General features: G+C 73.9%; 2 protein-coding genes. Both read left to right on the top strand.

The annotated features are described in order from the left end of the window. Window positions 1–229: 229 nt before the first annotated feature. Window positions 230–15,709 carry an amino acid adenylation domain-containing protein gene (locus tag ACFWI9_RS07185; RefSeq protein WP_387159525.1) on the top strand — a complete coding sequence of 5,160 codons (15,480 nt, stop codon included), beginning with the start codon at window positions 230–232 and terminating at the stop codon, window positions 15,707–15,709. Between the two features lie 20 nt (window positions 15,710–15,729). Continuing rightward, window positions 15,730–15,939, top strand: a complete 210-nt coding sequence (locus ACFWI9_RS07180; protein ID WP_387159524.1) for an MbtH family protein — start codon at window positions 15,730–15,732, stop codon at window positions 15,937–15,939. The last annotated feature ends 47 nt before the right edge of the window (window positions 15,940–15,986 follow it).

Genomic DNA, 15,986 nt, shown 5'->3' with positions numbered 1-15,986 from the left:
GCGCTCACTTACCCCCCCGTGGTGCCCACCCCCGCCCCTTCCCACCGGTAGGACCGGTGGGAGGCGGCCAACATTTTGGACCCCCTCAAGGTGGGGCGGGGACCCCCTCCGCTCGCCACCGCACCCCGCCGAACCGCCCGCCCGGTGACCATGCCCACCGGGCGGGCGTTCATCGCCCCTTCCTGACGACCCACCACTGACGCACCACCAGGGAAAGGTCACACGAACGATGTTCAACGCCGAGTCGGACCGGACGCAGGCTGCCGGTCTCCCCGTCACCGGCGGGCAATCCGGTATCTGGCTTGCCCAGCAGATCGAGCCGGACAGCTCGGCGTACACCGTCTCGTTCACCCTGGAGCTGCGCGGGGACGTCGACCTGGGCCGGCTGGCCGACGCCGTACGGCAGGTGAGCGAGGAGGCCGACTGCCTCCATGTGCGGATCGGGGACGAGGGCGGCAGCCCGCGCCAGTGGCCGCGGCGCTTCCCGGTCGAGATCCGCACCGTCGACCTGCGCGGTGCGGACGACGCCGAGGACGCAGCCTGGGACTGGATGGAGGCCGACCGCCGGAGCGCGCCCGGACTCGACCAGGACGGTCCGCTTTTCGCACACACCCTGATCCGGCTCGCGGACGACCGGCTTCTGTGGTGCCAGCGCTACCACCACACGGTCATCGACGGCGTGAGCATAGCGCTGATTTCCCGCAGGGTCGGCGAGATCTACACCGGCGCCGAGCCGGCGGGGGAGGTCGCCTGGTCCCTGACCAGGCTGCTGGACTCCGAGCGGGCCTACCGCGCCTCCGAGCAGTACCGCGCCGACCGGGACTTCTGGCTCGACCGGTTCGTGGACCGGCCCGAGCCGGTCCACCTCATCGAGCGCTCCCCGTCGCTGATCTCCCGCCGCTACCGGCGCACCTCCGAGCTCTCCCAGCAGGACACCGCCCGCCTGCGGACGGCCGCCGCGGACGCCGGCGTCCGCGTGTCCGCGCTCCTGGTGTCCGCCGTCGCCGCCTACGTGCACCGGGTCACGGGCGCGCAGGACCTCGTGCTCGGACTGCCGGTCACCACCCGCCGGGACCCCGCGGCTGCGGACGTGCCCGGCATGGTGTCCAACATCCTCCCGCTCCGGCTGAGCGTCCACCCGGGCATGACCCCGGCCGAGCTCATGGACCAGGTGAAGGTCCGGATCGGCGAGACCGTCGAGCACGGCCGCTACCGTGCCGAGGATCTGGCCAAGGACCTCGGCCTGACCGAGGGCGTGGCCGAACTCGTCGGTCCCACGGTCAACATCCTCCCCGGCACCGACTGGCTGCGGTTCCGCGACCACTTCTCCGATCTGCGCCCACAGTGGATGGGGCCGGTGAGCGACCTGGCCGTGACGGTCGGCGAGTCGCAGCGCGACGCGGTCCGGATCGTCTTCGACGCCGACGCCGACGTGTGCGACGAGGAGACGCTGGTCGGCCACCAGTACCGCTTCGGCATCCTCCTCGACGCCTTCGCCGAGGCCCCCGGTCGGCCCATCGGCCGGATCGACCTGACCGTCGAGGACGAACGCGGCCTGCTGATGGACGAGTTCGGCACCGCGCCCTGCGAGGCGCCCGAGACGTCCTGGCCCGCCGCCTTCGAACGGCAGGTCGGGCTCACCCCCGACTCCGTCGCCCTCGTGTGCGAGGACCTGGAGCTCACCTACGGCGAGCTGAACGACGCCGCGAACCGACTCGCCCTGCTGCTCGCCGCCCGGGGCGTGGGCGCCGAGGACGTCGTCGCCGTGGCCCTGCCGCGCTCCCCGGAACTCGTGATCTGCCTGCTGGCCGTCATGAAGGCCGGGGCGGCCTATCTGCCCCTGGACGCGGACCACCCGCAGGAACGTATCGCCTACATGCTGGACGACGCGGGCGCCCGGACGGTCGTGACCACGCGGGAGCTGTCCGCAGACCTGCCCGCCGCTCCCGGCGTCGAGCGCGTGCTCCTCGACGAGCCGTCGGTGGCAGCCGAGTGCGCCGCCCTGGACGTCGCCGACCCCGGGCTGCCGGTCGCCCTGGACCAGGCCGCTTACGTCATCTACACCTCGGGCTCGACCGGCCGCCCCAAGGGCGTCGTGGTCTCGCACGACGGTGTCGGCAGCCTGATCGCCACCGCGACCGAGCGGATCGGCATCACCGCCGCCAGCCGCGTGGTGCAGTTCGCCTCCGTCGGGTTCGACGTGACGGTCTGGGACCTGATCATGTCGCTGTGCGTGGGCGGACGGATCATCATCGTCCCCACCGAACGCCGTGTCGCCGGGCCCGCGCTGACCGACTACATCGCCCGTCACCGCGCCACCCACATGATCCTGCCGCCGTCGCTGGTCTCGGCGCTGCCGCAGGACTGCGAACTCCCCGACGGCGCCGTGCTGATCGTCGGCACCGAGGCGGTTCCCAGCGAGCTGATCGCCCGCTGGGCCGGACGCCTCCAGGTCGTCGTCGCGTACGGGCTCACCGAGGCGACCGTCAACTCCACGCTGTGGACAGCCGAGGCGGACCGGCCCGGGCCCGCCCCGATCGGCCGTCCCGACCCCAACACCCGCGCGTATGTGCTCGACCCGGCCCTCCGCCCGGTCCCGGTCGGCACCGAGGGCGAGCTGTATGTCTCGGGCCGCGGCCTCGCGCGGGGCTACCTGGGCCGCCCCGGCCTCACCTCGGAGCGCTTCGTCGCCGACCCCTTTGCCGAGCGCCCCGGCGCGCGGATGTACCGGACCGGTGACCGCGTGCGCTGGGGCGCCGATGGCAACCTTGAGTTCCTGGGCCGCGCGGACGGCCAGATCAAGATCCGCGGGCACCGCATCGAGCCCGGCGAGATCGAGAGCGCCTTCATGGCCTGCCCGGGCATCGCCCAGGCCGCCGTCCTGGTCCGCGAGGACCACCGGAACGTGAAGCGGCTGGTGGCGTACCTGGTGGCCGAGTCCGGCACGGACGCCGAGGCCGCCGTCGCCGAGGCCCGCGCCACGATCGCGGAATCCCTGCCCGACCACATGGTCCCGTCCGCCCTCGTACGGCTGGACGGCCCGCTTCCGCTGACGCCCAACGGCAAGCTCGACTCCCGGGCCCTGCCCGCGCCCCAGTGGACGGCGATGAGCGGGGACGACGCACCCACCACCCCGTCCGAGTCCGCGCTCGCCGGACTGTTCGCGGGCGTGCTCGGCCTGCCGTCGGTGGGCGTGCACGACAGCTTCTTCGAGCTGGGCGGCGACAGCATCGTCGCGATCCAACTCGTCAACCGGGCCCGTGAGGCCGGGCTGCCGCTGACCCCGCGGGACGTGTTCCGGCTTCGTACGGTCGCCGCCCTGGCCCGTCTCGCGGACGGCGCGGCGGGCGCCCCGCGCCCGGCCGTCGCCGGGCTGCCCGCGCCGTTCTCCCTGGTCGAGCTGACGGACGCCGAACGCGCCGAGTGCGCCGCCGCCGTGCCGGGCCTGGTGGACGCCGTGCCGGCCACGCCGCTCCAGGAGGGCTTCTACTTCCACGCCGCCGTCGACGAGACGGGCGCCGACGGATACGCCGTACAGGACACCGTCGAACTGGCCGGCGAGGTCGAACCCGAGGCGCTGCGGGACGCCGTCCAAGGCCTCCTTGACCGCCACCCGCTGCTGCGCGCCGGCTTCCACCAGCTCGCCGACGGGCGCATCCTGCAGCTCGTCGGCGAGCGCGCCACCCTGCCCTGGCGCTACGCCGACCTGTCCGACCGGGACGCCGATGCCCGACGTGCGGCCGTCGAGGCCATCGCCGCCGAGGAGCGGGCCGAGGGCTTCGACCTGGCCGTCCCGCCGCTGCTGCGGGCCGCACTGGTCCGGCACGGCGCCCACCGCTCCCAGCTGGTGCTGACCCTGCACCACATCGTGGTGGACGGCTGGTCGGTCTCGCTCCTGATGCGTCAGCTACTGGACGGCTACCACCCCGGCGCCAAGCCCGCGCGGCCGCAGGACGACCCGGCGTACCGGGCGTACTCCGGCTGGCTCGCCGGACGCGATCGCCAGGCCGCGCTGGACGCCTGGCGCGAGGCACTGGCCGGCTACGACGGTCCGGCCCGGCTCCCCGTGCGCGCCGCGGACGCCGGGGAACACCGCACGGGCACGGTCGACGTCGACCTGTCCGCCGAGGACACCGCGGCGCTCAGCGCGCGGGTCCGGTCGCTCGGGCTGACCCTCGGCAGCGTCGTCCAGGGCGGCTTCGGCCTCCTGCTCGGCGACCTGACCGGCACCCGCGACCTCGTCTTCGGCAGCACCGTGTCGGGCCGCCAGGCCCCTGTCGAGGGCGTGGAGTCCCTGGTCGGACTCCTCATCAACACCCTTCCCGCCCGGCTGCGGTGGCAGCCCGAGCAGTCGCTGGCCGATGTGCTCGCACGGTTCCAGGACGAGCAGGCCGACCTGCTGGACCACCAGCACATCGGACTCGCCGAGATCCAGCGCGCCCTCGGTCGCGGCGAGTTGTTCGAGGCACTGGCCGTCGTGGAGAATCTGCCCCAGGCGGGCGAGCCCTCCGACCCGGCCGGCCTGGTCCGGATGACCGGCTCGCACATCCGGGACGCGGTGCACTACCCGCTGGCCCTGACAGTCCTGCCGGGCGAAGAGCTCCGGCTGCGCCTGGACCACGATCCGGCCCGTATCGACACCGCCACCGCCACCCGGTTCGGCGGCCGGCTGCGGGCGCTGCTCGCCCAGCTCGTCACGGACCCGCTCCGCCCGGTGGCGCAGCTGACGCTCAACGCCCCCGAAGAGGACCGTGCCGCCATCGACCGGCTGGCCGGCGAGGACCTGCCCCTGCCCGAGTACACCATGCACGGGGCGTTCGCCCGGCAGGCCCGCCGTACCCCTGACGCCACCGCGCTGGTCCACGAGGCCGGGCACACCACGTACGCCGAGCTCGACGCGCGCGCCGAGGCGCTGGCGGGCCGGCTGCTCGCCCAAGGTGTGACGCCCGGGTCCGTCGTCGCCGTCGCCGTGCCCCGGTCCGCAGAGACCCTGGCCGCCCTGCTCGGCGTCCTCAAGGCCGGCGCCGCCTATCTGCCGGTCGACGTCGACTACCCGGCCGACCGGGTCCGCTACCTGCTCGAGGACTCCGGGGCGCGGACCGTCGTCGTCACCGCCGTCTCCCGGACCCGGCTCCCCGTCCTCGACGGTGTGACGCATCTCGTCCTCGGCGAGAAGGACCTGGCCCCGGCGCCGGTCGCCGTGTCCGTCCACCCGGACGAGGCGGCGTACGTGATCTACACCTCCGGTTCAACGGGCCGCCCCAAGGGCGTCGTCGTGTCCCACCGCGCGGCCGCCGGCCAGCTCGCCTGGACCGCCGAGCGGTTCGGGTACGGCCCCGGCGAGCGGGTGCTGCACCAGTACTCGACCAGCTTCGACCCGTCCGTGCTGGAGATCTTCACTCCGCTGCTCACCGGCGGCACCGTGGTGATCGCACGCCCGGACGGGCACCACGACCCGGCGTACCTCGTCGACCTGGTCCGCCGCGAGCGGGTCACCAGCATCGACCTGGTGCCCCCGCTCTACGGCGCGCTCCTCGCGGAGGACGGCCCGGACGAGTGGTGGGTGACGCTCCGTCGCGCCTTCAGCGGCGGCGAGGCCCTGCCGGTGCCGCTCGCCCGGCGCTGGCGGGAGCGCACCGGGGTGCCGCTGTTCAACGTGTACGGGCCCACCGAGGCCGTCATCCAGGTCACCAGCTGGGAGGCCGGCTCCGGCACCGAGGACGCGGGCACCGTGCCCATCGGGCGGCCGGTGTCGAACACCCGCCTGTACGTCCTCGACGGCTACCTGCGCCCCGTCGCGGCGGGCGAGCCCGGCGAGCTCTACATCGCGGGCGGGCAGCTGGCCCGCGGCTACCACGGTCGCACCGCGCTGACCGCGGAGCGTTTCGTCGCCGATCCGTTCGGCGGTCCGGGAGAGCGGATGTACCGCACCGGAGACATGGTTCAGTTCAGTGGAGACGGTGTGCTCACCTACCTCGGGCGCACCGACCACCAGGTCAAGATCAGGGGTAACCGGGTGGAACTCGGTGAAATCGAGGCCCGGCTGCGTGACGAGCCGGCCGTCGGCGACGCGGTCGTCGTGGCACGCGAGGACGAGCGGGGAGTCAAGCAGCTGGTGGCCTACCTGGTACCGGCCGCAGGGGCGCGGGACCTGGACATCGAGGCGGTGCGCGAGGCCCTGACCGGCTCCCTGCCCGCGCCGATGGTGCCCACCCACTTCGTACGGCTCGACGCGCTGCCGCTGACGCCCGGGGGGAAGACAGACCTCAAGGCGCTGCCCGCGCCCGAGGTCCGCAGGCGGCGGGCCGGCGACGCCCGCGAGGGCCGCGAGCAGCAGCTCTGCGCCATCTTCGCCGACGTGCTCGGCATCGACGGCGTCGACGCCGAGGAGGACTTCTTCGTCCTGGGCGGCGACAGCATCCTCTCCATGTCGGTCTCCAGCCGCGCCCGCAAGGCCGGCCTCGCGGTGACCCCGCGCGACGTCTTCGAGCACCGCACCCCGGCCGCCCTCGCGGCCGCCCTCGGCGGCGCGCAGGCCGCCGTCCCGGCCGTGACCGCGGACTCCGACGGCGTCGGCGACATCACCCTGCTGCCGATCGTCCACCAGCTCCGCGAGGACGGCGGCACGATCAGCCGCTTCAACCTCTCGATGCTGCTGCAGGCGCCAGCCGACGCGGACGCCGGCAAGCTGGCGCAGGTCCTCCAGACGGTCCTCGACCACCACGACGGACTGCGCCTCACCCTGACCCGCATGGACCTCGGCCCGGCCATCCCCGCGCTGTGGTCCGCCCGGACGACCGCTGCCGGTTCGGTGGACGCCGCCGCGCTGCTGCGCCGCGTCGACGTACGCGACCTGGACGAGGCGGGGCTGCGCGCGGTCGTCGCCGAGGAGTCCGACGCCGCGGCCGGCCGCCTCGACCCCGACAGCGGCGCGACGGTGCAGGCCGTGTGGTTCGACGCGGGCGCCGAGCGGCCCGGGCGCCTGCTCCTCGTCGTCCACCACCTCGTGATGGACGGCGTGTCCTGGCGGGTGCTCCTCGGCGACCTCGCCGCCGCGTGGGACGCCGTCGTCCGCGGTGAGCGCCCGGTCCTGGAACCGGTGCCGACCTCCCTGCGCCGGTTCGCCCGGGAGGTCGCCGAGCAGGCCTCCTCCCCGCAACGGCAGGCCGAACTCCCTTACTGGGCCAAGATCCTGGCCCCCGGTGCCGAGCTCGTCGCCGGAGCCACCCGCACCGGGACCGCGGGCGCGGCCCGGGAGCACGTCGTCACGCTGCCCGCCGACGAGACCCGGGCGCTGCTCACCACCGTGCCCGCGGCCGCCGGCGCCGACGTCACCGAGGTGCTGCTCGCCGCCCTCCGGCTGGCCGTCTCGCGCCGCCGCCCCGGCCAGGACGGCGACCTGCTGGTCGACCTTGAGCGGCACGGCCGCGACGGAGTCACCGACGCCGACCTCTCCCGCACCGTCGGCTGGTTCACCAGCCTCCACCCGGTCCGCCTGTCCGCCGCCGAGGACCCCCTCGACGCGCTGAAGCAGGTCAAGGAATCGGTCCGCTCCGCGCCCGACTCCGGTGCCGGGTACGGAATGCTGCGTTACCTCAACCCGCAGCTCGCCCCGGTGTTCGCCCAGCTGTCCACGGCCCAGGTGCTGTTCAACTACTTCGGCCGACTGCCGGCCGACCAGGCCGTGGACTGGGCCCCTGCCGTCGATTCCGACGCGCTGGCCGTCGAGCCGGACGCCGACCTGGCCATGCCGTACCCGCTCCAGATCAACGCTGTGTGCGCGGAGACCCCGGACGGCCCCGAGCTGCGCGCCACCTGGACCTGGCCGGACGGCACCGCGCTGACCGAGGACGACGTCCACGCCCTGGGCGCGGCATGGGCCGACGCCCTGCGCGAGCTCGTCGCCAGGACCGCGGCGCCCGGCGCCCGCCCCGCCCTCACCCCCTCGGACGTACCGCTGGTCGCCCTCACCCAGGCCGACATCGAGCTGGTCGAGCGGGTCAGCCCGGTGCCGGTGGCCGACATCTGGCCGCTGTCCCCGCTCCAGGAGGGCATCTACTTCCACGCCAGTTACGACACGACCGCGCTGGATGTCTACACCGCGCAGGACACCTTCGACTTCGGCAGCAGGCTCGACGCCGACCGGCTGCGCGCCGCGTGCGCGACCCTGCTGCGCCGGCACCCCAGCCTGTGCGCGGGCATCGTCAGCGACGGTCTGCCCGAGCCCGTGCAGTTCGTCTCCCCGGCCTCTGAGCTTCCCGCACCGCTGACCGAGATCGACCTGACCGGCCTGACCGAGACCGACCGGCGGGCCCGGCTCGCCGAGATATCCGACGCCGACCGCCGGCGGCGGTTCGACCTGGCTGCGCCCCCGCTGTTCCGGCTCACCCTGATCCGGCTCACCGACACCACCGACCGGCTGATGCTCAGCCACCACCTCGTCGCGTGGGACGGCTGGTCCCAGTCCCTGTTCCTGGACGAGCTGCTGGGGCTGTACGCGGCGTCCGGCGACGACAGCGCCCTGCCCGCCCCCGGCACCTACCGCGACTACCTGGGCTGGCTGGAGGGACGGGACTTCGACGCGGCCCGCGAGACCTGGCGGAGCGCCCTCGCGGGGCTGGACGAGCCGACCCTCGTCGCCCGCGAGCGCGGCGACGAGCCGACCATCCCGCGCCGCCGCACCCTCAGCCTCGGCCGGCCCCTGAGCGAGCGGCTGCGCTCCTCCGCACGCGAGCACGGCCTGACCATCAACGCGGTGCTGTCCGCCGCGTGGGCGCTTGTCCTGTCCGCCACCGTGGGCCGCGACGACGTGGTGTTCGGCGCCACCGTCGCCGGCCGCCCCGCGGACGTGCCCGGAGTCGACACGACGATCGGCATGTTCCTCAACACGGTGCCCCAGCGGATCACCCTCGATCCGGCCGAGCCGGTCGGTGACCTGCTGCGCCGCATCCAGGCCGAGCGGGTCGCGCTGATGGACCACGAGTACCTGGGGCTCGCCGAGCTCCAGCGCGCCGGCGGTCACCCGACCCTCTTCGACACCCTGTACGTCCTGCAGAACTTCGCCGACGAGGGAGCCTTCCGGCAGCTGACGGAGCGCCACGGCATCACCGGTGTGGGCAGCGTGGACGCCACCCACTACCCGATGACGCTGATCGTCAACCCGGCCGAGACGGTCCAGATCAAGCTGGAGTACCGCCCCGACCTGGTGGACGACGAGCAGGCCGCCGCCACCCTGGACCGCTTCGGCGCCCTCGTGGAGCGGCTGATCGGCGACCTGACCGGCCGGGTGGGCGCCCTGGACCTGCTGCTGCCCGGCGAGCGCGAGTCCCTCGCCAGTGACTGGGCCGGAAGCCGGGAGCCGGTGCCGAACGAGACCGTCGCGGACATGCTGTCCGCCCAGGTGGCCCGCACCCCGGACGCCGTCGCCCTGGTCTTCGGCGAGCGCGCCCTGTCGTACGCCGAACTGGACGCGCACATCAACCGGATCGCCCGGCTGCTGCTGGCCCGGGGCGCCGGACCGGAGAAGACCGTCGCCCTGGCGCTGCCGCGCTCCATCGACATGGTGGCCGCGCTGTTCGCCGTCCTGCGCACGGGAGCGGCGTACCTGCCGCTGGACCTCGACCACCCGGCGGACCGGCTGCGGCTGATGGTCGAGGACACCGCGCCGCTGTGCCTGCTGTCCACGGCCGCCGTCGCCCCGACCCTGCGCGGCGAGTCCGGCCCGGCGGCCCCGGAGCTCCTGCTGGACGACGAGGCCGTGGCGGCCGAGCTGGCCGGGCTCCCGGGCGGCGAGGTCACCGACGCCGAGCGGCCCGCGTTCGCCCGCGACCGGGCGGACCGGCTGGAGCACCCGGCGTACGTCATCTACACCTCCGGCTCCACCGGCAAGCCCAAGGGCGTCGTCACCCCGTACCGGGGCCTGACGAACATGCAGCTCAACCACCAGAAGGAGATCTTCGACCCGGCGATCGCCTCGGCCGGCGGAAGACGCCTGCGCATCGCGCACACCGTCTCCTTCGCCTTCGACATGTCCTGGGAGGAGCTGCTCTGGCTCGTCGAGGGCCACGAGGTGCACGTCTGCGACGAAGAGCTCCGCCGCGACGCCGAGGCCCTGGTCGCCTACTGCGACCGCCACCGCGTCGACGTGGTCAACGTGACGCCCACGTACGCCCAGCTCCTCATCGAGGAGGGCCTCCTCGACCAGGCCGAAGCCGACGACACCGCGGCCGGCAGGCACCGCCCCGCGCTGGTGCTCCTCGGCGGCGAGGCGGTGTCCGACACGGTGTGGACGAAGCTGCGCCGCACCGAGGGCACCTACGGCTACAACCTGTACGGGCCGACCGAGTACACAATCAACACCCTCGGCGGCTCCACCACCGACAGCGCGACCCCCACGGTCGGCCTCCCCATCCGCAACACCCGCGCATACGTCCTGGACGCGATGCTGCGGCCGGTCCCGCCGGGCTGCCCCGGTGAGCTGTACATCGCCGGAACGGGCCTGGCCCGCGGCTACCACGACCGGCCCGGCCTCACCGCCGAACGGTTCGTCGCAGATCCGTTCGGGGAGCCGGGGGAGCGGATGTACCGCACCGGCGACCTCGTCCGGCAGCGGCCGGACGGTCTGCTGGACTTCCTCGGCCGCACCGACGATCAGGTGAAGATCCGCGGCTACCGCATCGAGCTGGGCGAGATAGCCGCCGCGCTGTCCGCGCACCCCGAGGTGGCGCACGCCGCCGTGGTCGTCAACGAGGCGACCGGCAGCAAGCGCCTGGTCGGGTACTTCGCCCCTGAGGCAGGCACCGAGGCGGGGGAGGAACTGCCGCAGCGCCTGCGCGAGCACCTGAAGGCCGGCCTGCCGGACTACATGGTCCCCGCCGCCCTCGTGCCCGTCGGCACCCTTCCGCTGACCGTCAACGGCAAGTTGGACGTCCGCGCCCTGCCCGCCCCTGACTTCGGTGGTAGGGGCCCCAGCCGCGCCCCGCGCACCCCGCGGGAGGAGACGCTGTGCGCGCTCTTCGCGGAGGTGCTCGGCCTGCCCGCGGGCAGCGTCGGCATCGACAGCGACTTCTTCGAGCTCGGCGGCCACTCCCTGCTGGCCACCCGCCTGGTCAGCCGCGCCCGCACCGCGCTCGACGCCGAGCTCGCCATCCGCGACCTGTTCGAGGCGCCCACCGTGGCGGAACTGGTGGACCGCGCGGCACGCTCCGGCGCCGCCGCCCGGCCCGCGCTGACCGCGGGCGAGCGGCCCGCCGAACTGCCGCTGTCGCACGCCCAGCAGCGGCTGTGGGTCATCCAGCAGATCGAGTGCACCTCCGCGGCGTACAACTTCCCGCTGGTCATGCGGCTGCGCGGAGCCCTGGACGTGGACTCCTGGACCGCGGCACTCGCCGATGTGACCGCCCGTCACGAGGCTCTGCGCACCGTCTTCGCGGAGCGTGACGGCCAGGCCTTCCAGCGGGTCCTGTCCGCCGAGGAGGCCAGGCCCGCGGTCGAGCACCTGCGGGCGGCCGAGGACGAGGTGCCGGGCCTGGTCGACGCGGCGATCAACCGCCCCTTCGACCTCGCCGCCGAACTGCCGCTGCGCGCCACGGTCATCGAGGTGGCGCCGGACGAGCACGTCGTCGTGATCCTGCTGCACCACATCACCACCGACGAGTGGTCGGACCGGCCGTTCCTGCGAGACCTGGCCACCGCCTACGCCTCCCGCGTCGAGGCCGGTACCGCTCCCGGCTGGGAGCCGCTGCCCGTCCAGTACGCCGACTACGCGCTGTGGCAGCAGCGCCTGCTCGGCGCCCCCGCCGACGCGGACAGCCTGGCCGCCCGGCAGCTGGACCACTGGCACTCGGTGCTGGACGGGGCTCCGGAGGAGCTGGAGCTGCCCACAGACCGGCCCCGCCCGGCCCGCCCCGCGTTCACCGGCGCCGAGCTGGACATCGCGTTCGACGCGGACGTCCACCAGGGGCTCAAGCGGATCGCCCGCGAGACCGGCGCCAGCATGTTCATGGTCGTGCACGCGGCCGTCGCCACCCTGCTGCACCGCCTGGGCGCCGGTACGGACATCCCGCTCGGCTCCCCGATCGCGGGCCGCGGCGACGAGGCGTTGGACGACCTTGTCGGCTTCTTCGTCAACACCCTCGTACTGCGCACCGACCTGAGCGGAGACCCGAGCTTCACCGAGCTGCTGGCCCGGGTCCGCGAGACGGACCTGGCGGCGTTCTCCCACGCGGACGTGCCGTTCGAGTCGGTCGTCGAGAAGCTCAACCCGACGCGGTCACTGTCCCGGAACCCGCTGTTCCAGGTGATGGTCGGCTATCACGCCCGTACCGGCGACGAGCTGGAACTGGCCGGGCTCGGCGTGGAGTACGTGCCGTTCCGCATCCGCTCCGCCAAGTTCGACCTGGTGTTCAGCTTCACCGAGCACACGGACGCCGACGGCGGCGCCGGGGCGCTGGTCTGCCGCCTGGAGTTCGCCACCGAGCTCTTCGACCAGGAGACCGCCGAGCGGATCGGCGAGCGGCTGCGTACGCTGGCCGCGGCGCTGGCCGCGGCGCCCGGGGAGCCCGTCTCACAGGCGGAGATCCTCAGCCCTGACGAGCGCCACCTGGTCCTCGACGGCTTCAACGGCACCCCCCGCGAGGTCGAAGAGGAGACCCTGCCGGCCCTGTTCGCCCGGCGGCTCTCCGAGCGGCCCGAGGCGGTCGCCGTCGTGGACCACGCGCGTTCACTGACCTACGAGCGGCTGGACGCCCGGGCCAACCGGATCGCCCGTCTGCTGGCCGCGCACGGGGTGGGCGCCGAGAGCGTGGTCGGCGTGGCCGTGCCCCGCTCGGCCGACATGATCGCCACGGTGCTGGCCGCGCTCAAGCTGGGCGCGGCGTTCCTGCCGCTCGACCTGGCCCACCCCGCCGACCGCCTCGCCTACATGATCGAGGACTCGGGGGCGGCGCTGGTCGTCGGCACCGAGCCGGTGGCCGGGAAGATCCCCTCCGTGACGGACGTACCGCTGGTACTGCTCGACGCGCCGCAGACCGCCGCCGAACTGGATGCGCTGTCCGAATCCGCCGTCGAAAGCGCGCCGGCCGGCCTGGACCAGGCCGCGTACGTCATCTACACGTCCGGTTCCACCGGTCGGCCCAAGGGCGTCGTCGTCCCCCACGAGGGCGTCGCCAGTCTGGTGGCCACCGCCGTCGACCGGATGGGCCTGGAACGCGACAGCCGGGTCCTGCAGTTCGCCTCGATCGGCTTCGACGTCTTCGTCTTCGAGCTCGCGATGGCCCTGTGCCACGGCGGACGCCTCGTCCTCATCACCGACGAGGCTCGGGTCGCCGGCCCCGCGCTCACCGACTTCCTCGCGGACCAGCGGATCACCCATATGATCCTGCCGCCGTCGCTTGTCTCGGCGCTGCCGCCGGGCTGCGAGCTGCCCGAGGGCTCCACCGTCCTCGTGGGCACCGAGACGGTGCCGCCGGACCTCTTCGAGCGCTTCGGCGCCACGGCCCACCTGATCTGCGCGTACGGGCTCACCGAGGCGACGGTCAACTCCACGCTGTGGCCGGCGCGCGAGCATGGCGGCCGACCGGGCGGCCGGGTCCCCATCGGGCGCCCCGACCCCAACACCCGCTGCTACGTCCTGGACGACCACCTGCGTCCGGTCCCGCCGGGCGTCGTGGGCGAGCTGTACGTCGCCGGACGCGGCCTCGCGCGCGGCTACCTCGGCAAGGCCGGGCTCACCTCGGAGCGGTTCGTCGCGGACCCCTTCGGCCCGGCCGGCGGCCGCATGTACCGCACCGGCGACCGCGCCCGCTGGCGCGCCGACGGCAACCTCGACTTCCTCGGCCGGGTCGACACCCAGGTGAAGGTGCGCGGTTTCCGTATCGAGCTCGGCGAGATCGAGGCCGCGCTCGCCTCGCACCCGTCGGTTGCCCAGGCCGCCGTACTGCCGGACCGGGACGGCGACATCGTGCGCCTGATCGGCTACGCGGTACCGGAGGCCGGCCGGCCGGACCCGCAGGAGCTGCGCGCCCACGTGGCCGGACTGCTGCCCGAGTACATGGTGCCGGCGCTCGTCATGGCGCTGGACGGCCCACTGCCGCTGACGCCCAACGGCAAGCTGGACCGCAAGGCGCTGCCGGCGCCGGACTGGACCGCGATGACCGGCGACGCCCGCCCGGCCACCGAGACGCAGGCCCGCCTCGCGGACCTGTTCTGCGACATCCTCAGGCTGGACAGCGTCGGCGTCCACGACAACTTCTTCGCGCTGGGCGGCCACTCCATGGCCTCGATGCGGCTCTTGGGCCGCATCCGCGCCGAGTTCGGGGTGGAGCTGAGCATCCGCGACGTCTTCGACGCGCTGACGGTGGCCGGTCTGGCCGGCAAGCTGGAGGGTGCCGCGGCCGCTCGCCCGGCGCTGCGGCCGGCCGAGCACGCGGACGTCGGCCCGCTGCCGATCGCACCGGTCCAGCGCTGGCAGTGGGAGTCGCACGGGCGCGCCCCCGGCTTCGACAGCGCCTTGGTGCTGCGCTCTCCCGAGGGCGGCCTGGACACCGACGCCCTGGCCGTGGCCCTCGCCGACGTGGTGGCCCGGCACGAGCCGCTGCGCACGGCGTTCACCGAGCACGACGGCGGACTGCTCCAGCGGCCGGTCGAAGGCCCGGCCCTGGTCCTCGACCGGTGCGCGGACCTGGACGCCCGCCTCGCGGAACTCGCCGCGGCGCACCCGGACCTGGCAGCCGAGGCCCCGCTGCGGGCCCACCTGCTGACGGACCCCGCGGGCGCCCAGGCGCTCCTGCTGACCATGCACTACCTCGCGGTGGACGAGTGGTCGGTGGTCCCGCTGTTCCGCGACCTCACCACGGCCTACACGGCCCGGGCGGCCGGCGCGGCGCCCGAGTGGGAACCGCTGCCGGTGACGTACGGGGACTACACCCGCTGGGCGCACGAGGTGCTGGGCGATCTCGCCGACCCGGACAGCCGGGGCGGGCGGCAGCTCGCGTACTGGAGGCAGACGCTTCACGACGCCCCGGCGGAGCTGGCGCTCCCGACGGACGGCCCGCGCCCCGCCGCCGAGGGCGGCGACTACGTGGGCTTCGTCCTGGACGAGCAACTGCACGCGTCCGTGGACGAGCTGGCCCGGGCGACCGGAACCAGCATGTTCATGGTGCTGCACTCGGCGCTCGCGGTCCTGCTCACCGCCCACGGCGCGGGCACCGACCTGCCCATCGGTACGATGGTCGCCGGTCGCGGGGACGACCAGCTCGCCGATCTGGTCGGCTGCTTCCTCAACACCGTGGTGCTGCGCACCGACACGGCCGGCGACCCAGCCTTCACGGAGCTGCTGACCCGGGTCCGGGAGACCACGCTCAGCGCGCTCGACCGGCAGGACGTGCCGTTCGACGCGGTCGTGCGGGCCACTGGACTGCCGCCCAAGGGCCCGCAGGTCATGGTGATCCACCACGAGCAGGCGGACCTCGGACAGCTGGAGGGCGGCATGGGGTCCTTCCACGCCGTACCGACCGGCACGGCGCGAGCGGAGCTGACCCTCAGCTTCTACGAGCCGCAGGGTGACGGACCCGTGCACTGCGAGCTCATCTACGCGCACGGCCTGCTCGGCCCGGCCAAGTCCCGGCAGCTCGCCGAAGAACTTCAGACCCTGCTGCGCACCGCCGCGGCCGACCCCGAGCAGCCGCTCTCCGCGCTGTTCACCGCATAGTCCACGAGGAGCGAAGACGTATGAGCACCAACCCGTTCGAAGACCCGCAGGGCCGTTTCCTGGTCCTGGTCAACGACGAGAACCAGCACTCGCTGTGGCCGTCCTTCGCCGAGGTCCCCGCCGGCTGGCGGACCGTCTTCGGCGAGGACACCCGTGAGGCCTGCCTCGCCTACACCGAGTCCAACTGGACCGACCTGCGCCCCGCGAGTCTGATCGCCCAGCAGGGCTGATCCCCGCCGCCGTCACGAAACGCCGCCGCCCGCGGAGAGCTCCTCTC

Origin of the sequence: Streptomyces sp. NPDC127084, from assembly GCF_042724175.1 — a bacterium.
Classification (GTDB): domain Bacteria; phylum Actinomycetota; class Actinomycetes; order Streptomycetales; family Streptomycetaceae; genus Streptomyces.
Note: the sequence above shows the minus strand (reverse complement) of the source record. Positions and strands in the feature narration are given on the sequence as shown.

Coding starts and splice junctions, on each gene's coding strand:
- ACFWI9_RS07180 (WP_387159524.1), top strand. CDS start 15,730: ATGAGCACCAACCCGTTCGAAGACCCGCAGGGCCGTTTCCTGGTCCTG.
- ACFWI9_RS07185 (WP_387159525.1), top strand. CDS start 230: ATGTTCAACGCCGAGTCGGACCGGACGCAGGCTGCCGGTCTCCCCGTC.